General features: G+C 63.1%; 18 protein-coding genes. 14 read left to right on the top strand and 4 right to left on the bottom strand.

Features of this window, described 5'->3' with window-relative positions:
* Positions 1-66 precede the first annotated feature (66 nt).
* The 7 genes from A4R29_RS23305 to A4R29_RS23275 all read left to right on the top strand — a co-directional run bounded on the left by A4R29_RS23305 (position 67) and on the right by A4R29_RS23275 (position 7,465).
* On the top strand, positions 67-1,635 hold the full coding sequence (locus A4R29_RS23305; RefSeq protein ID WP_027163702.1) for a putative B6 ABC transporter ATP-binding protein: 1,569 nt from the start codon (positions 67-69) through the stop codon (positions 1,633-1,635).
* Positions 1,632-2,729 carry a putative B6 ABC transporter permease subunit 2 gene (locus A4R29_RS23300; protein WP_013529869.1) on the top strand — a complete coding sequence of 366 codons (1,098 nt, stop codon included), beginning with the start codon at positions 1,632-1,634 and terminating at the stop codon, positions 2,727-2,729. Before A4R29_RS23305 ends, A4R29_RS23300 begins: the two co-directional genes overlap by 4 nt.
* Positions 2,730-2,732: 3 nt before the next feature.
* Positions 2,733-3,668 (top strand): putative B6 ABC transporter permease subunit 1, encoded by a 936-nt coding sequence (locus A4R29_RS23295; protein WP_027039488.1) that lies wholly within the window; start codon positions 2,733-2,735, stop codon positions 3,666-3,668.
* A 47-nt stretch (positions 3,669-3,715) separates the two neighbouring features.
* On the top strand, positions 3,716-4,522 hold the full coding sequence (gene pldA, locus A4R29_RS23290) for a 4-pyridoxolactonase (RefSeq protein WP_063172981.1): 807 nt from the start codon (positions 3,716-3,718) through the stop codon (positions 4,520-4,522).
* Positions 4,523-4,547: 25 nt separating this feature from the next.
* Positions 4,548-5,726 carry a pyridoxamine--pyruvate transaminase gene (gene ppaT, locus A4R29_RS23285; protein WP_063172980.1) on the top strand — a complete coding sequence of 393 codons (1,179 nt, stop codon included), beginning with the start codon at positions 4,548-4,550 and terminating at the stop codon, positions 5,724-5,726.
* Positions 5,727-5,759: 33 nt separating this feature from the next.
* A complete protein-coding gene (pldH, locus tag A4R29_RS23280; protein WP_063172979.1) occupies positions 5,760-6,506 on the top strand; it encodes a pyridoxal 4-dehydrogenase, SDR-type in 747 nt (248 codons plus the stop codon).
* Between the two features lie 122 nt (positions 6,507-6,628).
* A complete protein-coding gene (locus tag A4R29_RS23275; RefSeq protein WP_027163700.1) occupies positions 6,629-7,465 on the top strand; it encodes a sulfite exporter TauE/SafE family protein in 837 nt (278 codons plus the stop codon).
* A 21-nt stretch (positions 7,466-7,486) separates the two neighbouring features.
* Here A4R29_RS23275 and A4R29_RS23270 read toward each other — a convergent pair whose 3' ends face one another.
* The 4 genes from A4R29_RS23270 to A4R29_RS23255 all read right to left on the bottom strand — a co-directional run bounded on the left by A4R29_RS23270 (position 7,487) and on the right by A4R29_RS23255 (position 17,040).
* Positions 7,487-8,836 carry an HlyD family type I secretion periplasmic adaptor subunit gene (locus tag A4R29_RS23270; protein ID WP_082827485.1) on the bottom strand — a complete coding sequence of 450 codons (1,350 nt, stop codon included), beginning with the start codon at positions 8,834-8,836 and terminating at the stop codon, positions 7,487-7,489.
* The gene (locus A4R29_RS23265; RefSeq protein WP_063172978.1) at positions 8,833-10,602 is read right to left on the bottom strand and encodes a type I secretion system permease/ATPase; all 1,770 of its coding nucleotides are present in this window, start codon (positions 10,600-10,602) and stop codon (positions 8,833-8,835) included. Before A4R29_RS23265 ends, A4R29_RS23270 begins: the two co-directional genes overlap by 4 nt.
* Positions 10,603-10,682: 80 nt before the next feature.
* The gene (locus A4R29_RS35115) at positions 10,683-16,076 is read right to left on the bottom strand and encodes a DUF5801 repeats-in-toxin domain-containing protein (protein WP_063172977.1); all 5,394 of its coding nucleotides are present in this window, start codon (positions 16,074-16,076) and stop codon (positions 10,683-10,685) included.
* 316 nt (positions 16,077-16,392) lie between these two features.
* Positions 16,393-17,040: a response regulator transcription factor gene (locus tag A4R29_RS23255; RefSeq protein WP_013529878.1), complete on the bottom strand. Its 648-nt coding sequence runs from the start codon at positions 17,038-17,040 to the stop codon at positions 16,393-16,395.
* A gap of 700 nt (positions 17,041-17,740) precedes the next feature.
* Here A4R29_RS23255 and A4R29_RS23250 point away from each other — a divergent pair.
* From A4R29_RS23250 to A4R29_RS23220, 7 genes are all read left to right on the top strand, one after another.
* Complete coding sequence (locus A4R29_RS23250) at positions 17,741-18,997, top strand: aminomethyl transferase family protein (protein ID WP_013529879.1); 1,257 nt, start codon at positions 17,741-17,743, stop codon at positions 18,995-18,997.
* 143 nt (positions 18,998-19,140) lie between these two features.
* A complete protein-coding gene (locus tag A4R29_RS23245) occupies positions 19,141-20,034 on the top strand; it encodes a methylenetetrahydrofolate reductase (protein ID WP_063172976.1) in 894 nt (297 codons plus the stop codon).
* The gene (gene purU, locus A4R29_RS23240; RefSeq protein WP_063172975.1) at positions 20,031-20,897 is read left to right on the top strand and encodes a formyltetrahydrofolate deformylase; all 867 of its coding nucleotides are present in this window, start codon (positions 20,031-20,033) and stop codon (positions 20,895-20,897) included. Before A4R29_RS23245 ends, purU begins: the two co-directional genes overlap by 4 nt.
* Before the next feature lie 55 nt (positions 20,898-20,952).
* Positions 20,953-22,158, top strand: coding sequence for an aminotransferase class V-fold PLP-dependent enzyme (locus A4R29_RS23235; RefSeq protein WP_063172974.1), 1,206 nt, complete (start codon positions 20,953-20,955; stop codon positions 22,156-22,158).
* Between the two features lie 13 nt (positions 22,159-22,171).
* The gene (locus A4R29_RS23230; RefSeq protein WP_063172973.1) at positions 22,172-23,131 is read left to right on the top strand and encodes a 2-hydroxyacid dehydrogenase; all 960 of its coding nucleotides are present in this window, start codon (positions 22,172-22,174) and stop codon (positions 23,129-23,131) included.
* Between the two features lie 78 nt (positions 23,132-23,209).
* Positions 23,210-24,484, top strand: a complete 1,275-nt coding sequence (gene glyA, locus A4R29_RS23225) for a serine hydroxymethyltransferase (RefSeq protein ID WP_063173786.1) — start codon at positions 23,210-23,212, stop codon at positions 24,482-24,484.
* A 319-nt stretch (positions 24,485-24,803) separates the two neighbouring features.
* Positions 24,804-25,991 carry a porin gene (locus A4R29_RS23220; protein ID WP_063172972.1) on the top strand — a complete coding sequence of 396 codons (1,188 nt, stop codon included), beginning with the start codon at positions 24,804-24,806 and terminating at the stop codon, positions 25,989-25,991.
* The last annotated feature ends 153 nt before the right edge of the window (positions 25,992-26,144 follow it).

The following is a 26,144-nucleotide window of genomic DNA, read 5'->3' as shown; positions in this document are numbered from 1 at the left end:
GTCGGCTGCCGGAGGGGTGATCCGTTCACCCCTCCGGACGATTCCTGTTTTTTGGTGCTGGGCTTCATGAGCGGTTTTTCTTCATCGTCCGTTGCCGGGCGCGACATCGTCGCGCTTGAAGGCGTGACCAAACGGTTCCCCGGCATCGTTGCCAATGACAGCGTCGACCTGTCGATCCGCCCGGGCGAAGTGCATGTGCTGCTGGGCGAGAACGGCGCTGGAAAATCGACATTGATCGGCATGTTGTCCGGCCTGCAGCAGCCTGACGAAGGACGCATACTGGTCGACGGCAAACCGACGCCGATCACCTCGCCACGCCATGCGCTGGCACTCGGCATAGGCACCGTATTCCAGCACATGATGCTGGTGCCGACGCTAACGGTGGCGGAGAACCTCCTGCTTGGCGGGCCGTGGTGGCAGCGCCCCAGGACCGAGGAACTGGCGGCGCGCGTCGCCGAGATCACCGGCACGCTCGGCATCACCGTCAAGCTTCAAGCCAAGGTATCAGAGTTGTCGCTCGGCGAGCAGCAGCAGGTCGAGATCCTGCGCGCGATGCTGCGCAACAGCCGGCTGCTCATCCTTGACGAGTCCACCTCCATGCTGACGCCGAAAGGTATCGACGAACTGGGCGCGCTGATGCGCCGCCTTGTCGAGCAGGGCCTTGCGATCGTCTTCATCACCCACAAGCTCAAGGAGGCGGCTGCCTTCGGCGACCGCATCTCGGTGCTGAAGCTTGGCCGCAAGGTCGGCGAGATTCCACCCGAGCGGTTTCGCACGCTGGGCGAACAGGAGATCGTCTCGGAGATCGTGGAATTGATGTTCGGCAAGCAGAAGGATGACCCGGAAGCCGTCGAGCGTCCTGTCCGCACTGCCCGCGCCGGCGCTGACCCGCTGCTTCAGGTGACGGACCTGGCGGTAGCGGCGACGGACAATGCGCCGGGCCTGTCGTCGATCTCCTTCGACATCCGCCCGGGCGAGATCCTCGGCATAGCCGGCATCGACGGCAACGGCCAGAAGCAGCTGGCGGAAGCGCTGGCCGGCCAGCGTACAGCCACAAGCGGCTCGGTGCGGCTGGACGGCGCCGCCATCGAGACGCTGAGCGTCGGCGAGCGCCGCCGGCGCGGCCTTCGCTACCTGACCGACGACCGACTGGGCGAGGGCACTGTCGGCACCTTCCCGGTCTCGATCAATTTCTTCCTCAAGCAGGTCGGCGCGGCCCCGTTCTGGCGCAACGGCGTCGAGCAGCGCGCGGAGATCGACAAGCGCGCCGCGCAGCTCGTGCGCGAATACGACGTGCGCACGCCGAGCCTGAAGACGCCCGTCGCGCGGCTGTCCGGCGGCAACATCCAGAAGGTGCTTCTGGCAAGGGAACTGGCTGAAGGCGCCAAGGTGGTGATCTTCAACAAGCCGACCTATGGGCTCGATCTCGCCAACACATTGGCGTCGCGCCAGCGCATTCGCGATACGGCGGCGCGTGGCCTTGCCGTGCTGCTGATCTCCACCGACCTCGAGGAATTGCTTGGCATGTGCGACCGCATCGCCGTCATCGCCGACGGCGCTTTGGTCGGCACCGTCGAGAACGTAGACGACGCCCGCACAAAGGTCGGTCGCCTGATGATCGGACTTGCCGCATGAGCATCGACACCGCACCCACGGTCAGCGCCACCGCACTCGATGCCACGAGCGGGGCAGCGACGCGCCGCGACATCCTGCATCGGCTGCTGATGACGCTCGGCCCGATCCTTATCGCGCTGGTCATAGCCGGCTGTATCCTGCTTGCCGTCGGCGTCGACCCGCTGGCCTATTATGGCTTCGTGCTGGAGAAGGGACTGTTCTCGCCGCTCGGCATCCAGCAGACACTGACGCGCATGGCGCCGCTGCTGTTTCTCGCCGCCGGCCTGATCGTCGCCTTTCGCGCCGGCATGTGGAATCTGGGCGGCGACGGCCAGTTCCTGCTTGGCGCGGTGACGGCGGCTGCCAGCGCTCCCGTGTTCGTGCAGATCATGCCAGCCTGGCTGGCGCTGGTCTGCTCGTTTCTCATCGCCATGGTGGTGGCGATGATCTGGTCGCTGGTGCCGGCGCTGCTGCGTGCCTATCAGGGCGTCAACGAGATCATCACCACCCTGATGATGACGTTCCTCGGCACCTCGCTCGCCAATGTGCTGGTCAAGCTGGCGTTTCGCGACCCAAGCACGACCGTGCCGCAGACGCGCACGCTGCCGGTGGAGGACCGGCTGCCGCGCCTGTTCGAAACGACCATCACCAGTGGCCTGCTGCTTGGGCTGGCGGCGATCGTCATCGTGCATCTGGTGATGACGCGCACGGCGTTCGGGCTGAAGCTGAGGATCGTCGGCGCCAATCCACGAGCGGCGGTTCACTCGGGGCTCGGCGTTCCCGGCCTGACCGTCGCCGTCTTCGCCATTTCGGCCGGGCTGGCCGGGCTTGCCGGCGCCGTCGACATCATTGGCGTCCAGGGCAATGTCCGCGCCGACTGGAATCCCGCCTACGGGCTTGCCGTAATACCCGCCGTGTTTCTCGCCCGCATGAACGGCTTTGCAGCCATCGGCTTCGTATTCCTGCTTTCGGTGCTTTCGATCGGCGGCGAGAGCGCGGCGCGCCGGCTCGGCGTGCCCAATCATTTCACGCTGGTGCTGGTTTCCATCGTGCTGATCGTGCTCGCGCTCGCCGAATATTTCGATCACCGATACAACCAGTCGCGGAGGGCCTAGGGCATGACCGGGCTGTTCAGCGAGGTCTTTCTCAGCGCGCTGCTGTTCGGCGCCGTCACCGCAGCGATCCCGCTGCTGCTTGCCGGGCTCGGCGAGCAGATCTCCGAGAAGGCTGGCGTGCTCAATATCGGCATCGAAGGCATGATGCTGGCCGGCGCCTATCTCGGCTTTGTCGGCGCTTTCTATTCCGGGTCGCTGTGGCTGGGCTTTCTCACCGGCGCCGCCGGGGGTGCTGCGGTGGCGCTTGTCATGGCGCTGCTTTGCGTGCGCATCGGGCTCAACCAGATCGTCATCGGCATCGCGCTGACCTTGGGGCTGGAAGGCCTGACGGCGCTGCTCCACCATTTCCAGTTCTCGCGCAGCTACCCGCGCCTGCCCGCGGCGGATGCGACTGTCATTCCGCTGCTTTCGGACATCCCGGTCATCGGGCCTGCATTCTTCAAGCATCATCTGATCGTCTATCTGGCGGTCGCGCTGGTTTTCGGCATGGGCTACATCTACCGGCGCACGCAGCTGGGCCTCAATTTGCAGGCGGCAGGCGACAAGCCGGCCGCGCTCGATGTCGCCGGCATCGATGTCGTGCGGACCCGCACCATCGCCGTGCTGACGACCGGAGCGCTGGCCGGGCTCGGGGGCGCGTATCTCGCCAATGTCGGGGCCGGGCTGTTCATTCCGTTCATCACCAATGGCGCGGGCTTTCTCGGCATCGTGCTGGCCATGCTGGCGCGCGGTCGCCCGATCTGGGTGCTGTTCGGCGCGTTGCTGTTCGGTGTCTGCCTGTCGCTGACGACGGCCATGCAAGTGGCCGGCATCAACATACCGACCGACATCATCCAGATGCTGCCGTTCCTGGCGGTGATGATCATGCTGGTGCTGTTCGGCCGGCGCGCCAGCCTGCCGGCGGCGCTCGGCATTCCATATGAGCGCGGCGCGCGCTGAGGACAATTCATGCGCGGACGGGACCCGCGCCAATAAAGGAGGCAAGAATGTCGGATACCAAGGTCTACCTGCTCGACGGCGGCTCGCTCGTTCTCGACGGATATCATGTGTTCTGGAACCGCGGCCCTGGCGGCGAAGTGCGCTTCCCCGTCTATTCGATCCTGATCGAACATGCCGAGGGCCGGTTCCTCATCGACACCGGCTACGACTACGATCACGTGATGAAGGTGCTGCCGTTCGAAAAGCCGATCCAGGAAAAGCACCAGACCATCCCAGGCGCCCTGGCGCTGCTCGGCCTCGAACCGAAGGACATCGACGTCGTCGTCAATTCGCATTTCCACTTCGATCATTGCGGCGGCAACAAGTATTTTCCGCACGCCAAGAAGATCTGCCACCGGACCGAGGTGCCGCAGGCCTGCAATCCCGAACCTTTCGAGCATCTCGGCTATTCCGATCTGAGTTTTTCGGCGGAGGCTGCCGAAGCGCGTGGCGCGACCGGGCAATTGCTTGCGGGAACGACACGGGCGAATTCGACCTTTGAAGGCATCGATGGCGACGTCGAGCTTGCCAGGGGCGTCCGGCTGATCTCGACGCCCGGCCATTCGATCGGCCATTACAGCCTGCTGGTCGAGTTCCCCAAGCGCAAGCCGATCATGTTCACGATCGATGCGGCCTATACGCAGAAGAGCCTCGAGACGCTGTGCCAGGCGGCCTTCCACATCGATCCGGTGGCGGGCATCAATTCGATGCGCAAGGTGAAGAAACTCGCCGAAGACCATGGCGCCGAGCTGATGTACTCGCACGACATGGACAACTTCAAGACCTACAAGACCGGCACGCAATTCTACGGCTGACCGCCGCCAATCCGGAGACAAGACGATGCGCTATCTCGAACACGCCGATCCGGTCATCACCCTGACCGCGGGACCGGTGAACGCCTATGCCGAAGTGCTGCGCGGTCTCGGCCGCACGGTGCTCTACGACTACGACCCGGCGTTCCAGCTTTTCTATGAGGGTGTGGTCGACAAGGCGCAAAAGGCGATGCGGCTGTCGAACAAGCCGGTCATCCTGCATGGCGAGCCGGTGCTTGGCCTGGAGGCCGCCGCGGCCTCGCTGATCACGCCGGACGATGTCGTGCTCAACCTTGCCTCCGGCGTTTACGGCAAGGGGTTCGGCTATTGGGCGAAGCGCTATTCGCCACATCTGCTCGAGATCGAGGTGCCCTACAACGAGGCGATCGATCCGCAGGCGGTCGAGGCAATGCTGAAGAAGCATCCGGAAATCACCATCGTGTCGGTCTGCCACCACGACACGCCGTCCGGCACCATCAATCCGATCGACGCCATCGGTGCGCTGGTTTCAGCGCATGGCGGCTATCTCATCGTCGATGCCGTCTCGTCCTTTGGCGGCATGCAGACGCACCCGGAGGACTGCAAGGCCGATATCTATGTCACCGGCCCGAACAAATGCCTGGGCGCGCCTCCCGGCCTGACGATGATGGGCGTCAGCGAGCGGGCCTGGGCCAAGATGAAGAGCAATCCCCTAGCGCCGCGCGCATCCATGCTGAGCATCGTCGATTGGGAGCATGCGTGGTCGCGGGATAAGCCGTTTCCGTTCACGCCGTCGGTCTCGGAAATCAACGGGCTCGATGTCGCGCTCGACCTCTATCTCAATGAGGGACCGGAGGCGGTGTGGGCGCGCCACGCGCTCACCGCCAAGGCCATGCGCGCCGGGGTCGCCGCGATGGGCCTGTCGATCTGGGCTGCCAGCGACAGCATCGCGTCGCCGACCACGACCGCCGTCCGCACGCCCGAAGGTGTCGACGAGAAGGCGCTTCGCCAGGCTGCCCGCGCCCGTTACGGGGTGGTGTTTTCGTCTGGCCGCGGCGAGACCTTGGGCAAGCTGACGCGCATCGGCCACATGGGACCGACCGCCCAGCCGATCTATGCGATCGCGGCCCTGACGGCACTTGGCGGCGCCATGAACGCGGCCGGCCAGAAACTGGCGATCGGCAGGGGTATCGACGCGGCGCTCGCCGTGATCGACGCCGACGCCTGAACAGATATCACCACGGATTGAGGGAGCATTTTCATGACTGAACGGCTTGCGGGGAAGACGGCCCTGGTTACGGGCGCTGCGCAGGGTATCGGCAAGGCGATCGCCGCGCGGCTCGCCGCCGACGGGGCAACCGTCATCGTCAGCGACATCAATGCCAAAGGCGCCAAGGCGGCGGCCGCGGCAATAGGCGGAAGGGCGAGGGCGATTGCCGCCGACATTTCCGATCCGGCCTCCGTCAAGGCACTCTTCGCCGAAATCCAGACCCTGACCGGGGGCATCGACATCCTGGTCAATAATGCCAGCATCGTGCCGTTCGTCGCCTGGGACGATGTCGATCTCGACCATTGGCGCAAGATCATCGACGTCAATTTGACAGGCACCTTCATCGTCAGCCGCGCCGGCACGGACCAGATGCGTGCGGCAGGCAAAGCTGGGCGGGTGATCAGCATCGCATCCAACACCTTCTTTGCCGGCACGCCGAACATGGCGGCCTATGTCGCAGCCAAGGGTGGCGTCATAGGCTTCACCAGGGCGCTCGCCACCGAACTCGGCAAATACAACATCACCGCCAATGCGGTGACGCCCGGCCTGATCGAGAGCGACGGCGTCAAGGCGAGCCCGCACAATGAGGCGTTCGGCTTCGTCGAGATGCTTCAGGCGATGAAAGGCAAGGGGCAGCCGGAACATATCGCCGATGTGGTCTCGTTCCTGGCCTCCGACGATGCGCGCTGGATCACCGGCCAGACGCTCAATGTCGACGCCGGGATGGTGCGCCACTAAAGCATTCCGCACCCCAAACCTGTACGCTTTCGGGCGATCTGCACCCAGGTCGCGACGGGCGGACAGGCGCGGCCAAAAATGTATCCGCAAGGCCGCAGTCGGCCAATCAAGGAAAGATCACAGTGGACTTCGGATTCGACACGTCGGTTTTCGACGGGCTGACGATTGCAATGCTGGTCGCCGGTCTGGCCATGACCGGAATGGCCTCCGGCGTGCTCGCCGGTCTGCTGGGGGTCGGCGGCGGCATCGTCATCGTCCCGGTGCTGTTCTGGGTGCTTAGCCTGTTCCACTTTTCGCCTGCTGTGATCAGCCATCTGGCTGTCGCGACGTCGCTTGCGGTCATCATCCCCACCTCGATCTCGTCAATGCGGTCGCACAACAGGCGCGGCAATGTCGATCGGCCTCTGCTCACTCTGTGGGGACCGGCCGTTTTCGTGAGTGCCCTGATCGGTGGCATCACGTCGAAGTTCATCCCGGGCGCCGGCTTGCGGCTGGTTTTCGGCGTCGTCGGCCTGCTGGTGGCCCTCAACATGGCGTTGCCGAAGCACCTCGTGATCTCCGATCACTTGCCGCAGAGCGGCTGGATCAACCGTGCGATCGCTTCTGTGATCGGCTTTGTCTCTTCGCTCATGGGAATTGGCGGCGGCACGCTCTCGGTGCCGACGCTTTCCAGCTTTTCCTTTCCGGTGCACCGGGCCGTCGGCACATCGTCGGCGCTTGGCCTGCTTATTGCGCTTCCGGCAGTGGCTGGCTTCATCTGGTCGGGTCTCGCAATCGCAGGCAGGCCTCCGCTCAGCCTGGGTTACGTCAGCCTGCCGGCGGTTGCCATCATAGCGCCCGTGAGCTTCCTCTTCGCACCCTTGGGCGCAAGGCTCGCCCACGCGCTCAACCCGCGCTACCTGAAACTTGCCTTTGCATTCTTCCTGGCGATCACGGCCGGGCGAATGCTGCTGTCTTGAATTTCGCTGGGCGGCGTACGGCTATTTTTCCCGCATCGCCCGGCGGAAGTTCTGCGTGATCGGCTCGGCGAGATAAGAGAGAACGGTGCGAGCCCCCGTCCGGATCATCGTCTCGCTCGACATGCCGGGCAGCAGCTTGCGGCCCTCCAGCTTGCCGAGTTCGCTTTTGTCGATCACAACCGTCGCGGCGAAATACGGTGCGCCGCTGCGCTCCTCAACCATGCGGTCGGCCGACACGATCTCCACGACACCCTCGAGCGGCGGCAGGTTGTAGCGGGCGAAGGCCGGGAAGCTGACGCGCGCGGGCTGTCCGGGTGCGATCGTCTCGACATCCTCCGGTTTGACCATGGCTTCGACCACGAGTTGTTGTCCGAGCGGTACGATCGTCATCAATGTATCGCCGGGTTTCACGACACCGCCCGCGGTGTGGACCTTCAGATCCATGACGATGCCGTCAACCGGTGCGACGACATCGGTACGGGTAAGCACGTCCCTGGCGGCACGCTCCTCCTGTCTCAGGTCGAACAGTTCCGCCTCGACCTTGCTCAACTCATCGACGGACTCGTTGAGCCGCACGGTGTCGAGGTTCAGGATCTGCATGTCGATCTCGGCCATGGCGCTTCTGGCGCGGGCGATTGCGGCGATGTTGGTGGCGCGCTCGCCCTCGATCTCCTGCTGCTGTCGTCTGAGCAACAGGTTCCGCTCGCGGGTAGTCAGCCCCTTCTTGAGGAGACTCTCGAGGTCTTTGGTCTCACCCTCGATTGCCTCGATCTGTTTGTCCTTGGTGACGATAAGCTCTTCCAGTCCCTTTATCTCCTCCTCGGTCTGGTGGCGGCGCTGGCTGAGGATTTCCCGCTCGTCCGCCAGATTGTGGTGCTTCGCAGCGAACACGTCACGCTGTGCGGCCACCGCGTCCCTTGCGGCGGTGGCGGGGTTGGCGAGCAACGCCGGATCGAACTCGATCTCGGCCCTGCCGTCACGCTCGGCCCTGAGACGTGCGGCCAGCGCCTCACGCGTTGCTATCCGGTTCTGGATCAGGTCGAGCTGCGCCTTTGCCTGCGTGTCGTCGAGCCGGACGAGGATCTTGCCGGCCTTGACGACATCACCGTTGGCTGCGTTCAACTCCGCGATGATGCCGCCCTCGAGGTGCTGGATCAGCTTGCGGTCGCCGGCGACCTTGATAACGCCCGGCGCCACAGCGGCGCTGTCCAACGGTGCCAGGGCCGCCCAACCTCCCGCGACGCCGAAGAACAGGAACATGATCGCGAACCCGGTGCAGGTCACGCCTGTGAGACGCAGCGGCATCGGTTGCAGCAGGGAGGGCGGCGGAAGGGGCAACGGCACGACGTTCAATTCCGGGGGGCGGCTCATGCTTCCTTGACCTCTTTGGTTTCCTTGACCACTTCGAGGGCAGGCAACTGGGTAGCCTTGGGCAGATGGGCCACCTTGCTGACGCGGCTGGCGAGTTCGTTGAAGACATGGTCGCGCGGCCCGAAGAGATCTTGCTGACCCCTGTTGAGGACCAGTATCTTGTCTACCTTCTCCAAGATGTTGGCGCGGTGCGCGATCAGGATAACGGTTGTGTTCGTCGCCTTGGCCACGCCGAGAGCGGCAATCAATGCCTCCTCGCCCTCCCTGTCGAGGTTGGAATTGGGTTCGTCGAGGATAAGCAGCGTGGGGTCGCCGTAAAGTGCCCGCGCCAGCCCGATGCGTTGGCGCTGCCCGCCCGACAGTATCGCACCCGCCTCGCCGATCTCGGTGCCGTAGGCCTTCGGCAGTCCCTTGATGAGTTCGTGGACGCCGGCCAACTGCGCTGCCTTGATCACGTGCTGGAAGACCGCCGGATTGACCGTCGCAAAGCGGGCGATGTTGTCGGATACGGTGCCGGCGAAGAGTTCGATGTCCTGCGGCAAATAGCCGACATAACGGCCACGGTCTTCCGCCGCCCATTGGGCAACATCCGTTCCGTCCAGCAAGGCACGCCCCCCCGACGGGCGCCAGGCACCGGCAAGTATGCGCGCCAGGCTCGTCTTGCCGGCCCCGCTCGGACCGATCAGGGCCATCGCTTCACCCGGCTCGAGACGGAAGCTGATGCCTTTCAGGATGTGCTCGCCACCCTGTCGGGCAAGCACAAGGTTGTCGGCCTCAAACCTGCCTTTCGGACGGGGCAGTGGCAGGACCGGTGTGGCTTCCCGGTGCTGTCCGGCGACCGCGGTGAGGCGTTTGTAAGCGGCACGCGCTCCCACCGTCGCCTTCCATGTGCCGATCGCTTGCTCGACCGGTGACAAGGCGCGACCCATCAGGATCGAGGCGGAGATCATGATGCCGGGTGAAGCCTCGTTGCGAACAACCAGATAGGCGCCGAGGCCGAGTATGGCCATTTGCAGGGCCAGCCGGTGACAACGCGCGATAGCCGCGATGACGCCGCCACGGTTGGCGGCAAGAACCTGTCCCTTGTTGGCCTCGTCCTGTTGGGCCTTCCAGCCTTCCAGCAATGGCTTCAACATGCCCATCGCCTGGACGACCTCGGCGTTGCGGATCGCCGCCTCGGCTTGCACATAGGCCCGCGACTGTGCGCTTGCGGCCTCGGTCAGCGGCTTGCGTGTGAGGTATTCGTTGAGCAGCGCCAAAGCGAACAGCACGATCCCGCCGCAAAGCGCCAACCAGCCCAGCCATGGGTGCATGAAGAATATGGCAACGAAGAACAACGGTGCCCAAGGCGCGTCGAGGATCGGGAAGATGCTGGGGCTGGTGAAGAAGTTGCGCACTTGATCCAGGTCGCGCAGCGGACGGGCGTTGGCTTGGCCTGGCGCCGAGGCGGCATATTCCACCGATGCGGTCAGGAGAACCGGTGCCAATCGCGCGTTCATCCACGATCCGACGGTAGCCAGCAGGCGCCCGCGCACCACCTCCAGCCCCGCCATTGCCGCGAGCGCCCCTGCCGCCATCAGCGACAGCATCACCAGCGTCTCCAGGCTGTGGCTGGACAACACGCGGTGGTAGACTTGGAGCATGTAGAGCGCTCCGGTCAGCATCAGCACGTTGATGCCGCCGCTGAACCAGACGAGCGGCCGGATGGCACGTCTGGCCTCTTTCATCACCACCTGCAGGGCAGGGGGCTGTTGTTTGGTTTTCATCGTTATTTCTCTGGTGTGCGGGATGACATCTCGTGCGGGAAGGTTGGGGGCAGCATTGGCTGCCCCCCCGTTGGCCAGTGTCAGGCGACGTCGACAAGTATGTGCTGCATCGCCGTCTGGTCCGCGTCCGCGTCCGCCACTTTGAAGGCGAAGTCGAGGTGGGCATCCGGCGTCTGGGTCGAGGTCGAGGTGAAGCCGATGTCCGTGATCTTCAGCACGTCGTTGTCGGTGGGGTCGAAATTCACCAGGTTGGTGGTCGCATCGCTGCCGCCACCGGCGCCGGTCGTCGGGTTCAGGTTGATTGCCGTGTTGTTGCCGGTGATGCCGTTGCCCGACTGCATGATCTGGACACCCTGCAACACGAAGTGCTCGCCGGCCGCGTTGTAGTCGTTCTGCTCGATGATCACGAGGCCGTCATTGTTGTCGAGCGTGAACTCGCCGCTGTACGGGGCCGGGACGTGACCCATCTTGAAGATGTCGGCATTCTGCACGTACATCGCCCTCGTAATCGAGACATCGTCGAGCGTCGACGCCGTGCCCTTGTCGTCGATCAGGTTGAGGATCAGCATCAGATCCTCGCTGTTGCCGATGCCATCGAACTTGATGGCCATGGTGCCGGCGGTCGCTGTCGGCTGGGTAGCCTCGTTCTGACTGTTGATACCGACGTTGCTGTCGAAGAACCGCAATGTGAGCAGTTCGCCTTTCTGGATCGTGTCACCGGCGACACCGTTGGTACTCTGCGTCGCGGATACCCAGCTTTCATTGGCGTTGCTCACCATCTCGTGACCACCTAGGGTGAAGGTGGCGTCGCCGGATGACCCCTCGCCATTGGCTGTCAAGCTGAACGGGTTGGCTTTGTTGATCAAGTTGCCCGTGAACTGCACGTAGAAATTTTCGTTAGCCGGCGTATTCGGATCATCAGCCTGCAATTTTTCCAGCACGATCTGTGGGTGGCCCGTATTGCCGAGGGGCTCCTTGGACAAGAGTTGGCTGGTGTGGATAACGTCGAAGCTGAAGCCTTCGAGAGGGTCGGTCAGGTGGATGGTATAAGTATCGGCAATCTTGTCGAAGACGAGGGTGCCGCCCGCCGTCCCGGTCTGGGTGCCAGCCGCCGGATCCTTGTCGTAGGTGAAAGTGAAGTTGAACGTCGCGGAGGTAAGGCTCTCCGACGCCAGCGTCACCTCCGAGGTGAGAATGTTACCACCGCCGCCGCCGGTGATCGTGCCGGTGAGCCCGATCTGGACGCCGGCAAGCGCGCCATTCTGGTCGACAAAGTCAGAACCACTCGCATAGAACGCGGCCGGATGAGCATCCGCGCCGATGTCGTACCCGAAGGCTCCGGTGGCCGACGCGTTGAGCGTGTTGGCCAGAGTCTCGGGGGTCCCGATACCGTTGCCGGCGTTCTGGTCACCGTCGAACGGCACTGTGATCGTCGGCGCATCATCCTTGAAGACGAGGCTTGTACCGATGTTGACACTGTCCGAGGCCTGGTCGCCGTCACCGTCGGTGATGATCGCCGTCAAGGTTACGAGATCATCGGCTGCCAGCGATGTTTGCTGATCCGGTCCGGTGTCGGGCGAGTGTATGACGGCACGTGCCTGATCGAGCGTCACGGTCCCGTCAACAGCCACGCTCACCGTGAACACAATATCGCCAGCGGCTGAACCGGCACGACCGACCACCTCGCCGCCTTCGACGAAAAGCAGGACGGACAGGCCGGTCAAGGTGTCAGTGAGGCCGCTAACGTTCGTAACCTGATTGATGCCGAGCGCATAGCTGATAGCGTCACTATCCGCGCCGGCGTTTGGGGTGAAAACGGTCGCGAAATCCGCACTGTTGGCACCCAAGTTGGACTCGTCGACGATCAGCGTCGGCTCGGCGCCGGTGGTCGAGATGCTCGGGCCATCATCCTTGAAGTTGAGGTTCTGGCCGATGTCGAGGCTGGCCGACAGGTGGTCGCCATCCTTGTCGGTGACGGTCGCGGTGAGCGTGACCAGATTGTCGGCGGCCAGGCTGGTGCTGTCGTCGGGGTTGCTGGCGTCGGCATGGACCACCGCCCGGAGCTGGTCGAGGGTGACGGCGCCGGCGGCGCTGACGGAGACGGTGAATACGAGGTCGTTGGAGCCGATGGTGTGGCCTTCAACGACGCTGCCATTGAGCGAGAGGATGACCGCCTGGCCGGTCGCCGTGTCGATCAGACCCGAAGGGCCTGCCACGACGCCCAGTGCGTAGGTCAGCGTGCCGGCCCCGTCGGCGCCGAAGCCCGAACTGAAGTTGGCGGCAAAGCTCTGCGTGTCGTTGGTGGTAAGAACCGACTCGTCGACGGTCAGCGTCGGCTCGGCGCCGGTGGTCGAGATGCTCGGGCCATCATCCTTGAAGTTGAGGTTCTGGCCGATGTCGAGGCTGGCCGACAGGTGGTCGCCATCCTTGTCGGTGACAGTCGCGGTGAGCGTGACCAGATTGTCGGCGGCCAGGCTGGTGCTGTCGTCGGGGTTGCTGGCGTCGGCATGGACCACCGCCCGGAGCTGGTCGAGGGTGACGGCGCCGGCGGCGCTGACGGAGACGGTGAATACGAGGTCGTTGGAGCCGATGGTGTGGCCTTCAACGACGCTGCCATTGAGCGAGAGGACGACCGCCTGGCCGGTCGCCGTGTCGATCAGACCCGAAGGGCCTGCCACGACGCCCAGTGCGTAGGTCAGCATGCCGGCCCCGTCGGCACCGAAGCCCGAACTGAAGTTGGCGGCAAAACTCTGCGTATCGTTGGTGGTAAGAACCGACTCGTCGACGGTCAGCGTCGGCTCGGCGCCGGTGGTCGAGATGCTCGGGCCATCATCCTTGAAGTTGAGATTCTGGCCGATGTCGAGGCTGGCCGACAGGTGGTCGCCATCCTTGTCGGTGACGGTCGCGGTGAGCGTGACCAGATTGTCGGCGGCCAGGCTGGTGCTGTCGTCGGGGTTGCTGGCGTCGGCATGGACCACCGCCCGGAGCTGGTCGAGGGTGACGGCGCCGGCGGCGCTGACGGAGACGGTGAATACGAGGTCGTTGGAGCCGATGGTGTGGCCTTCGACGACGCTGCCATTGAGCGAGAGGATGACCGCCTGGCCGGTCGCCGTGTCGATCAGACCCGAAGGGCCTGCCACGACGCCCAGTGCGTAGGTCAGCGTGCCGGCCCCGTCGGCGCCGAAGCCCGAACTGAAGTTGGCGGCAAAGCTCTGCGTGTCGTTGGTGGTAAGAACCGACTCGTCGACGGTCAGCGTCGGCTCGGCGCCGGTGGTCGAGATGCTCGGGCCATCATCCTTGAAGTTGAGGTTCTGGCCGATGTCGAGGCTGGCCGACAGGTGGTCGCCATCCTTGTCGGTGACAGTCGCGGTGAGCGTGACCAGATTGTCGGCGGCCAGGCTGGTGCTGTCGTCGGGGTTGCTGGCGTCGGCATGGACCACCGCCCGGAGCTGGTCAAGGGTGACGGCGCCGGCGGCGCTGACGGAGACGGTGAATACGAGGTCGTTGGAGCCGATGGTGTGGCCTTCGACGACGCTGCCATTGAGCGAGAGGACGACCGCCTGGCCGGTCGCCGTGTCGATCAGACCCGAAGGGCCTGCCACGACGCCCAGTGCGTAGGTCAGCGTGCCGGCCCCGTCGGCGCCGAAGCCCGAACTGAAGTTGGCGGCAAAGCTCTGCGTGTCGTTGGTGGTAAGAACCGACTCGTCGACGGTCAGCGTCGGCTCGGTGCCGGTGGTCGAGATGCTCGGGCCATCATCCTTGAAGTTGAGGTTCTGGCCGATGTCGAGGCTGGCCGACAGGTGGTCGCCATCCTTGTCGGTGACGGTCGCGGTGAGCGTGACCAGATTGTCGGCGGCCAGGCTGGTGCTGTCGTCGGGGTTGCTGGCGTCGGCATGGACCACCGCCCGGAGCTGGTCGAGGGTGACGGCGCCGGCGGCGCTGACGGAGACGGTGAATACGAGGTCGTTGGAGCCGATGGTGTGGCCTTCAACGACGCTGCCATTGAGCGAGAGGACGACCGCCTGGCCGGTCGCCGTGTCGATCAGACCCGAAGGGCCTGCCACGACGCCCAGTGCGTAGGTCAGCGTGCCGGCCCCGTCGGCGCCGAAGCTCGAACTGAAGTTGGCGGCAAAGCTCTGCGTGTCGTTGGTGGTAAGAACCGACTCGTCGACGGTCAGCGTCGGCTCGGCGCCGGTGGTCGAGATGCTCGGGCCATCATCGTCGAAGTTGATGTGGGAGCCGACCTCTTCGCTATAGGCGTTGGTGCTCGTCGCCGAGAAATGGAACTCGGAGATGTCGCACCCCTCGTTTGCATCGACCCCTTTGACCGTCAGCCGATCCATTGGGCTGCCGGTGGTGATATCGACGGTGGTGGTGTTATCGAGCCCGGTGATGGTGACGGCGTTTCCGGTCCCGCTGAGCCCGGTGACGGTGATGTTGCCGCTGCCGGTCGCATAGGTGCCATCGACAGTGATGACGGACGCAAACCCCGATGTACCCGTCAACTTGATGCCGGTGATATCCACGGGGCTGGTCGTGGTGCCGTCAAAGAAGTTCGTGCCTTGGTCGTTGCCCGTATTGTTGAAGGCGCTGACGGTGACGTCCACACGCGCAGTCGGAGTGGAAGGTGTGATCTGGCTGATCGTGAACCCGGCCTGCGTGATGGTCTCGATGTGATTGCCGTACTGGATTTGCGACGCACTCCCTGCGTTCAGGGTACCGCCGGTGACAAAATCGACCTGCAGCGTTTCGTTCGGATTGATGCTCTGGTTGTTGATGCCGAAGCCCTGTTCGCTGACGTTGGCACTGCCACCGTTCAAACCGATTACCAGCAGCTGCTTGGAAGCGTCATTGGCCGAATTGATCAGATAGAAATCATTGTTGCCGGGCGCGGCGGCTGAGCCCAGAAAACTAGCCACGGAGGTGCCGGTGACCGACGCGAACACCTTGTTGGTCAAACCGATACGGTCGTCCGGATTGGTCGCGTCCGGATTGAGCAACGGCACATACTCGACCGTGTACAGGTCCGCATTGGTGGCGCTGGTGCTGACCAGCCCAAACGAGAAAGCGAGCGGGCCGGTTGCAGCCGGTGCGGCCGACGGGTCAGAGGTGCCGATGACACCGATTACGACGTTTGCATGGGTCGGGTCTGCGTCTTTGAACAGCCAGACATAATTGCCATCGACCGTCTGAATGCCGCTGTTGACGCCGACGGTGGTGGAAAACGGGGTTCCGGTGAGATTCTGGGAGAGAACGACCGAGGTGATGGTTTCTCCCGCGCTCGCCGAGGCCACGACGAAGTTGGCCTGGAAGGCGACCTCCGGCGAGGTCAGCCCACCCGGATCGTCGAGACTTAGGAGATATTGCACCGTGGGGTTGGTGTCGTATGGCGGAATGGCCGGATTGATATCATCGTCCGTAAAACCGGTGGTCTCGTCGAGGACGATGTCCTGGGTCAAGATGTCGAGTGCCATGGAGATTCTCCTTGGTTCAAAATTCTCTCTGGAAAAGGGATGCAGCCCCTAATGCCGGAAATGCACCTACCCCGGTGCAGCCGGTCGCATACTGAAATGCGCCCCTCCAATTTCATTGTGCCGCCGGCGCAGAGGGCGCGTCCATTCCCGCTTCGATAGTATTGCGGTCAATGTCCGCACCTGATCGAACGATATATATCCTTCGATAGGTCAGGTTGACGGGCGCTGCGGGGAGGTCGCGCAGGCACGCGCCAGATGCCGCCAGACGGCTCTGCGGCCGTTGCCGTGCTACAATGTCGGTGCGAGTGGAGAGTGTTCAGAGCAGGCCGGTTCGGCCCATTCCCGGACGCTCGGCGGCTTTGCCGTGCGTCATCCAGGCCAGTTCCGCCCGGCCGCCTAGGTGCAACTTCTCGTAGACGTGATGCAGGTGCATCTTCACCGTGCCTTCGGATAAATGCAGCCGCTGCGCGATGGTCTTGTTGCGCAGCCCGCGCGAGACGAGATCGGCGATTTCGGTCTCCCGCCCGGTCAGCCGGGACATTGGCTGGGGCTGCGAGCCGGGCATCAGCAGCTGCTGGACGATCTTGTTGTCGATCCACTTCTTGCCCGCCGCCACCGCATTCACGCATTCGATGAGAAAGCGGTGGCTGATGCCGTCCAGAAACAGGCCATCGACGTCGAGCGTCTGTATTTCCCTGACATCGAGCCTGCCGGTTGGCTGCACGATGAAGATGATGCCGAGAGCGCTGTTGCCGGCCTTCAGCCGTGAGGAAAGACCTGATGTCTGCTGATCCGCGAGATCCACGCCTACGATGACCATATCAGGCTGATGGCGCTCCACATGAGCGAGAACGTCCACAGGGCGGCGACACTGGGCGACAACATCGTGTCCAGCCTTCTGCAACACCCATTCCAGACCGGCGAGATATACCCCCCGCGGGTCCGCGACAACCACTGTTGACATGCGAACACCGTCCGTAAAAAACGCAACGAACTTGGTTAAATACCCGTAAAATCAGGAAACCAGAGCCCACATCGATTGTCAAGGAATAGCTAATATACATATTGCTATAATCTACGGCGGACCGGCGGGCTCCCTCGCAGCGTAGCAGGCCGGCTGACGATTCTGCGGAGGCGATGCTGGACTTGGTTGAAATGCCAGCGTTTCGATCGCACGATGATCCGCGGAATCGAAGTCGAAATCGCCGGACGTCTCACCGCACTCCTGGGTGAGAAATTTGGTAGCGCCAGCGCGCTACCGCCTTTCCCCCCACGCGTCGAGCTGCCAATTCAGGCTTCGATGCTACGGCTGAACGGGCCGAGCTTGTGCGGTGCGACGGCGTTACCTGGTCGACCGCAAGCGAGCATTTGCCGGTGAAGGCTGACAGCGAAAGCAATCCGACGGCGGCTTCAAATATTCAGGTTGAACTGCGGGTATGCCGTCGGCAACCGGGGGCATTCCGAAAAACGCTGCGAAGTGAAAGTCTCACCCAAGATACGGATGAGGCAAGAGACATCTGACTGAGCGGGTTGCTGCTCGCAGGAAGCCGTCCCTGCGGTCTGCGCTTGGATGGTTTCGTTTCCATGGCGCGAGGTGCGCTGTTCCTCACCCGTTGTCGTCGAATGTCGCAGCAAAGTGCCTTGCGACTGGGAGGAGACCTGGAATGAACGACATCAAATTCACGTCCGGCCTGAGCGTGGTGGCAGATGCCCATGTCGCCTTTCGCGGCACGCCCTTCGTCGAACGGACGGCGCCACTGAACCAGAACGCACTCTGGATGCGCTGGGACAGGAACATGGTCGTCGATTGCTACTCCGATATGGTCGAGGAACTGGCGGCTATCCGCAACAGGGTGGCCATGGGCGACATGTCACCACTGTCGAAATATGTCATTGCCGGTCCGGATGCCGAGAGGATGATGGATGCGCTCATCCCGCGCGACATCAAGAAGCTGCAGGTCGGCCAGATCTACTATGCACCGTGGTGCGACGAGAACGGCCATGTCGTCGGCGACGGTCTGGTTTTCCGCATGGATGAAACCACCTTCCGCGTTTCCGCCGATCCCGGCCTTTCCTGGTGGAAGCAGCATGCCGAAGGCCTCGACGTCCGTGTCACCGACATATCCGATAGCTACGGCATCCTCACCTTGCAGGGACCGCGTTCCCGCGAAGTGCTGGAGGCTGTCACCCAGTCCGTGCAGGAATTGCCGTTCTCTCGCTTGGCCATCGTCACAATTGCCGGCAGACGGGTCGAGATCCTGCGCCAGGGTTTTACCGGCGAGCATGGCTATGAATTGTGGGTCAAGGCGGATGACGGCGCCGCCGTGTGGGACGCGGTCGAGGCGGCAGGCAAGCCTTTTGGCATCCTTCCTGCCGGCGCCTGGGCGCTCGACATAGCACGTCTCGAAGCCGGGCTGCTGATCGTTGGCTACGACTATACAAGTGCCGGCCCAGACCATGGCGGCGCCAGCATTCAGGCAGCTGGAAAGTATCGTGCGTCGCCCTTCGACCTCGGCCTGGGCCGGCTGGTCGACTTTCGCAAGGCCGATTTCATCGGCAAGGCGGCGCTGCAGCGCATGTCGAACACGGGTGACCATCGCCAGCTCGTCGGGCTCGACATCGACTGGTCGCAAGCCCTCGACGGCAAGGGGCTTGAGAGCAATGCGCCCGGAAATCTGCGGCGCGTGCAGTGGTATCCGCTGAAAGCCTTTCGCGGCGGCAAGGAAGTTGGGCACGCCAGCAGCGTCGCCTGGTCACCTTCGACCGGCAGGATGATCGGCTTCGGCCATCTGCGGCGTGAGGCCGCCGAGACCGGCACCGAGCTCACGCTGAAGTGGAACAAGGATGGCGTGGCGGCCGATGTCAGGGCGCGTGTCGTGGGGCTGCCGTTCCTGTCGCTCAAACGCGCCGCCAACGGTTAGCGAAACGCTGTTTCAGAACTGGGAGTCCTGTCGTTGCATCCTCCCGTGACGACAAGCCGGGCAGCTGGTCTGCCCGGCTCCCATTGCCGCGGCCTACGGTGCCGCGAAATCGTGAAGCTGGTCGGGAGAGACCTGGAAAGATCATGAACGACATGCGCCAAGAGCTTATCCAGACGCGAGGTTCGGCTACATTTGCGTTCGACGCGGAGGTGTCGATCGAACTGGCACCGGCGCAGGCACGCACCTTTGCGCCACCAGCCGACTGCTTCCCGCTTGGCTCGCGCGTCTTTCTTACTCACCTTCCCGGCAAGCCCGAGGCTTTGCAAATCGAAGCAGCGCGCCGGATCAAGGAGTTGGGCTTTGTGCCGGTGCCACATCTGGGCGCGCGGAACTTCAATTCGGAGCAGGACTATGTCGATCTTGTCACCGCCCACAGTCGAAACGGGATAAGCGAAGCGCTCTTTCTTGGCGGCAATCCGGCTCTCTTTCCGGGGCCGTTGGGAGAGGCAACCCAGTTGCTCGCCCATCCCGTGGTCAAAGACAGTGCGATACGAACCGCCTTCGTCGCCGGCTATCCGGAAGGGCATCCAAGCATCGTCGAAGCCGTGCTGACGGACGCATTGCGGCGCAAGCTCGAGATCTGTGCCGAGCGGTCGCTGGAAGCCAGGGTCGTATCGCAATTCGCCTTCGATGGCGACATGATCGCCGCCTGGGCGAGCAGTCTGCATACGGCGCATCCCGGGCTGCCGGTTCATGTTGGTCTGGCCGGTGTGACCAGCCTTACCAAACTCATCCGGTTCGCCATGATGTGCGGTGTCGGCCCTTCGATCGCGGCGCTGCGGCGTTCCGCCAGCGGCCTCTTCAACATCGTGGCCGACCGGAACCCAGCCGAGATCTTACAAACCATGGCGGCAAGCTACCCGGCGCCGACCGCGCCACTACACCTCCATTTCTTCCCATTCGGCGGATGGGAAAAGACGCTTGCCTGGTTCGCCGATTATCGCGAGGCGTGCTGGCCGCGGGTCAACGAACGATGAATTGTGCAGCGCTTCGACTGTCGTTCATTCTGACGCTGTCCTGCGAAGACCAGGCCGGGATCGTGGCGGCAGTGACGACCGAACTCGCCAACCTTGGCACGAACATTGCTGAAAGCAGCCAGCATTGGGACAGGGCCTCGAACCGTTTCTTCATGCGCATTGCCTTTTCGGGGCCCGCCTGGGTGTCTGCCGATGCCATCACCAAGGGACTTGCGCCTGTGGTGGATCGCTTCGGCCTGAGCAGCCGCCTGCTTGAGCGGAGCCGTCGGCCGAAAATCGTCATCATGGTCTCGAAGTTTGACCATGCATTGCTTCACCTCATCTACCAGATCCGTGTTGGCTGGCTCGAAGCCGAGGTTGCAGCGATCATCTCCAACCACGAAGACAGCCGCGAAACTGCGGCATGGGCTGGCATTCCCTACCACGTCTTGCCCATCTCGAAGGAGAACAAGCAGGAACAGGAAGACCGGATACTGGCGGTGATCGAGGACGTCGGCGCCGACCTCGTCGTCCTGGCTCGCTACATGCAAGTGTATTCCGACGACCTCGCGGGGCGCCTGTTCGGCAAGGTCATCAACATCCACCATTCGTTCCTGCCAAGCTTCAAGGGCGCGCGGCCGTATCACCAGGCTTTCGAGCACGGAGTGAAGCTGATCGGCGCCACGGCTCACTATGTGACCGCCCAACTCGACGAGGGGCCGATCATCGAGCAGGAAACCGAGCGGGTAACGCATTCCATGAGCGTCGAGGATTTTATCGCGGCCGGCCGTGACATCGAAAGCCGCGTTCTGGCGCGTGCCATCAAACGGCACCTCGAAGCCCGCGTGATGATCAACGGACGAAAAACGGTTGTGTTCGCGTAAGGCGGCAACACCGACCCGTGTGTGGCGATGCTCATATCAACAGGAGAACCAGATCATGAAAAATGGAACGGCGCATCTCTTTATCCCGGGTCCGACCAACATTCCCGACGCTGTGCGGCGGGCCATGAACGTGCCGATGCAGGATATGCGCGCACCGGATTTTCCGGAACTGGTGCTGCCCTTGTTTCGCGACCTGAAGCGGATATTCAAGACCGAGACCGGCAGTGTCTTCATCTTTCCCGGCTCGGGCACCGGTGCCTGGGAAGCGGCGATCTCCAACACGCTCAATCGTGGCGACCGGGTGCTGATGTCGCGTTTCGGCCAGTTCTCGCACCTGTGGGTCGATATGGCCGAGCGCCTTGGACTTGAGGTCGATTGCATTGATGTCGAATGGGGTGAGGGGGTTCCGCTCGACGCCTATCGGCAACGGCTGGGCGACGACAAGGGCAGCAAGATCAAGGCGGTATTCGCCACCCACAACGAGACCGCGACCGGCGTGACGTCCGACGTCGCCGGCGTGCGTGCCGCGCTCGACGAAACGGCTCACGATGCGCTGCTGTTCGTCGACGGCGTCAGCTCGATCGGCTCGATCGATTTCCGGATGGACGAATGGGGCGTCGACCTTGCCATCACCGGTTCGCAGAAAGGGCTGATGCTGCCTGCCGGTCTCGGCATCCTGGCGGTGAGCGCCAAGGGTCTGGAAGCGCACAAGCAGTCGCGCATGGAGCGTTGCTATTTCAGCTTCGAGGATATGCAGGCTTCGTCCAAGACCGGCTTCTTCCCCTATACGCCGCCAACGCAGTTGCTGCTTGGCCTGAGAGCCAGCCTCGACCTTATCTTTGCCGAGGGACTGGAGCAGATTTTTGCCCGGCACCACCGGCTCGCCGAAGGTGTGCGCCGCGGCGTGCATGCGTGGGGACTAAAGCTCTGCGCCAACGAGGAAAAATGGTGGTCGGATACGGTTTCGGCGATCGTCGTCCCCGAGGACGTCGATGCCAGACAGGTCATCGCCAACGGATATTCCAGATATCGCACATCCTTCGGCGCGGGCCTCAGCAAGGTGGCTGGCCGCGTGTTCCGCATCGGCCATCTCGGCGACCTCAACGAGGTCATGTGCCTCGCCGCCCTGGCCTCGGCGGAAATGTCGTTACGCGACGCCGGAGCCCGAATCGAGGCCGGCTCCGGTGTTGCCGCTGCGCAGGAATGGTACCGCGCCGAGATCGGCCGGACCTTGCAGCCGCGGCACGAACGCGCGGCTTGAGAGGATCGTAGCCATGAGCAAACCGAAGGTAATCGTTACCCGGCGCTGGCCGCATGAGGTCGAACAGCGCCTTGGCGACCATTTCGATGTCACGCTGAATGAAGCCGATCGGCCCTATGAGCAACAAGAGCTTCGCCAGGCCCTGCTGCTTGCCGATGCCGTGCTGCCGACCGTAACCGATCGGCTTGGCGCGGATCTCTTTGCAGGCGGAGTCAGGGCAAGAATACTTGGCAATTTCGGTGTCGGCTTCAACCACATCGACATTGCCGCCGCCAGCGCAGCAGGGCTGATCGTCACCAACACGCCCGCCGTGTTGACCGATGCCACCGCCGATCTCGCCATGACGCTGCTTTTGATGTGCGCGCGCCGTGCCGGAGAGGGCGAGCGCGAGCTGCGCTCCGGCAAATGGACCGGCTGGCGGCCGACGCATCTCTGCGGCACCCAGGTCAGCGGCAAGACCGTCGGCATCATCGGCATGGGAAGGATCGGCCAGGCCATGGCCAGGCGCTGTCACTTCGGCTTCGGCATGGAGGTCGTCTTCTTCGACAGCCAGCCGGTTCCCCACCCCGGCATGCCGGCGCGGCAGCTGGCGACTGTGGACGAGGTGCTGGCGGCCTCGGATTTCGTGTCGCTGCATTGTCCGGGCGGTGGCGAAAACACCCGCCTCATCAACGAACGTCGTCTTGCCCGCATGAAGAAATCAGCCTTCCTGATCAACACCGCGCGCGGCGATGTGGTGGATGAGGACGCACTGGTCCAGGCGCTGCGTGAGCGTCGGATTACTGGTGCCGGGCTCGACGTGTTCGAGACGGAGCCGTCTGTGCCGCGCGCCTTGACGGAGCGTGAAGATGTCGTGCTGCTGCCCCATCTGGGTAGCGCCACCAGCGAAACGCGCATCGCATTGGGCATGCGGGTGATCGACAATCTGTCGGCCTTCTTCGAAGGCCGCACCCCGCCTGACGCGGTGAACTAGCTCCCATTTCAATTCCAACACCAGGGAATGGCGACGCCGAAAACCGTGTCCGCCTTTTGCCGCCAGGAGACGAGCAGAATGACCGGCTTTTTCCAGAGGAACCTCAAGCTCCAGGATGCGGTGGTCGCCGATGCGATTGCACGCGAGATGGGCCGGCAGCGGTCCGAAATCGAGCTGATCGCATCCGAAAATATCGTTTCGCCGGCTGTGCTGGAGGCACAAGGCTCGGTGATGACCAACAAATATGCCGAGGGCTATCCGGGGCACCGCTACTACGGCGGCTGCCAATATGTCGATCTGGCCGAAGCGGCTGCCATCGACAGGGCCTGCCGGCTGTTTGGCGCGGCGCACGCCAATGTGCAGCCGCATTCCGGCGCCCAGGCCAATGGCGCGGTGATGCTCGCCATGCTGAAGCCGGGCGACACCTTCATGGGTCTGTCGCTCGCCGCCGGCGGGCATCTGACGCACGGTGCCCGGCCGACACTGTCGGGAAAATGGTTCAACGCCGTGCAATACGGCGTGCGCCAGAGCGACTGCCTTATCGACTATGAGGAGCTGGAGGCCAAGGCGCGGGAAACACGGCCAAAGCTGATTATCGCGGGTGGATCGGCCTATCCGCGCATCATCGACTTCAAGCGCATCCGGGCGATCGCCGATGCCGTCGCCGCGCTGATGATGGTCGACATGGCGCATTTCGCCGGCCTGGTCGCCGGCGGCGTGCATCCCAACCCGGTGGAGGTCGCCGATATCGTCACCACCACGACGCACAAGACGCTGCGCGGCCCGCGCGGCGGCATGATCCTGACCAACAACCAGGACATCGCCAAGAAGCTGAATTCGGCGGTGTTCCCTGGCCTGCAGGGAGGCCCGCTGATGCATGTCATTGCTGCCAAGGCCGTTGCCCTGGGTGAAGCCTTGGAGGACGGGTTCAAGACCTATGCCCGGCAGATGGTGGCGAATGCCAGAAAGCTGGCCGCGACGCTTGGCGAGCGCGGATTCGACATTGTCTCCGGCGGAACCGATACGCATCTGCTGCTGGTCGACCTGCGCGGCAAGGGCCTGTCCGGCAAGGACGCGGAGGAGGCGTTGGGCAGGGCAGGGCTGACCTGCAACAAGAACGGCATTCCTTTCGATCCGGCGCCGCCTGCCGTCACCTCCGGTATACGGCTGGGCACACCGGCCGCCACCACGCGCGGTTTCGGCGAGGGCGAGTTTGCCCGTGTCGGCAATCTCATAGCCGACGTGCTGGATGCGGTCGGAACGCAATGGGGCGCCGAACAGGAGAAGGCGGCTCGGCGGTCGGTCGAGGAGCTTTGCGAGGCATTCCCGATCTACGAGCCCAGACCCGGTTGACCGTCCGGGGAGCGCGCCACAGGCAGATACATGGCTGCCGCGGACAGGGCATTAGCCACAGATATGGTTTTGCGTAGCAGCGCCATTCGTGACGAGTTGCGCCTGTCCTAACGTCATCGCGAAATCACCGCATACATCCACCGCCAAGTTTGTCGTCCGAGCCATTTTGCAAGCAATTTCCGTCGATTGACGGAAGTGGCGCCTTCGGCTGCGGACGGCAGGAGGAGCTTGGATCCATGGGTGCGGCGTTTTCCGGGGAGCGGGTTGCCAGCCTCGAAAGATACCCTGGCTTTTTTTGATCTTTTGAATGGAGAGGAAAATGAACATCAAGAGCCTTCTTTTCGGCTCAGCTGCGGCTCTGATCGCAGTTTCCGGTGCGCGCGCCGCCGACGCCGTCGTTGTTGCCGAGCCGGAACCCGCTGAATACGTCAAGATCTGCGACGTCTACGGCGCTGGTTACTTCTACATCCCCGGCACCGAAACCTGCCTGCGCATCGGCGGCTATGTCCGCTACGACGTCGGCGTGGGTGATGCCGGTTCGTTCGATGGCGTCAATCACGTTCCTGACAGCATGGGCGAAGACGACCACTCGACCTACTGGAAGAATGCCCGCTTCAACCTGAAGACCTGGACCGGCCAGGAAACCGAACTCGGCACGTTGAAGACCTACACCGAGACCCGCTTCAACTTCGGCAACAGCTTCGGCGACTATGCCAACCAGGCCACGACCAACGACAGCCGCAACAACTGGCAGGCCCGCAACACGGGCATTACGCTGAACTTCGCCTGGATCCAGATCGGTGGTCTGCGCGTCGGTAAGGACGACCCGGCCTTCGACACCTTCATCGGTTACGCCGGCAACGTCATCAACGACACGATCGTCCCCTATGGCGGCTTCGACAGCAACGTCGTCCAGTACTACTTCGACCTCGGCAACGGTTTGTCGGGCGTGGTTTCCCTCGAAGAAGGTAGCGGCAGCGCTGGCCCGACCGGCGTCCCGCCTTTCGCGTACATCAGTTCGGGTTACGACACGATCGACAGCTATGTCCCGCATGTCGTCGGCGGCGTGAAGTACACGCAGGGCTGGGGCGCGATCACGGGCGTCGCTGCTTATGACAGCACCTTCGAAGAATATGCCGGCAAGGTTCGCTTGGACGTGAACGCTTCGAGCGCTCTGTCTCTGTTCTTGATGGCCGGCTACGGCACCGACAAGAACATCGACCGCAACTTCTATAAGCAGTGGGGCGGCAACTGGGCAGTCTGGGGAGGCGGCACCTACAAGTTCAACGAGAAGACCTCGTTCAATCTCCAGGTTTCCGCTGACGATGACAAGAATTACGGTGTCGCGGCAAACGTTGCCTACGATGTCGTCCCCGGCTTCACGGTCACGGCCGAAGTTGACTATAACCACGATGGCAAGTTTGGCCAGATTGACAACCGTAACTGGGTCGGCGCTACGAAAGAGAATAGTGTCGGCGGCCTCCTCCGCTTCCAGCGCGATTTCTAGCGGATTGTTGTAGCACTTCGCCGAAATATACGAATGCTCGCTGGGCAAGCCGGCCCAGTGAGCTCATCGGGTGGCTCCTCTCAAAATGCTTGAGTCCGTACCTCCAGGACCGAAGCGCGCCGCCGATGCGAAGGGCGCCTTTGACCAAGGCGC

The sequence above is a fragment of the Mesorhizobium ciceri biovar biserrulae genome, from assembly GCF_001618845.1.
GTDB classification, from domain to species: Bacteria; Pseudomonadota; Alphaproteobacteria; order Rhizobiales; family Rhizobiaceae; genus Mesorhizobium; species Mesorhizobium ciceri.
The sequence above is the reverse complement of the archived record's forward strand: the minus strand, read 5'-3'. Positions and strand labels throughout refer to the sequence as shown.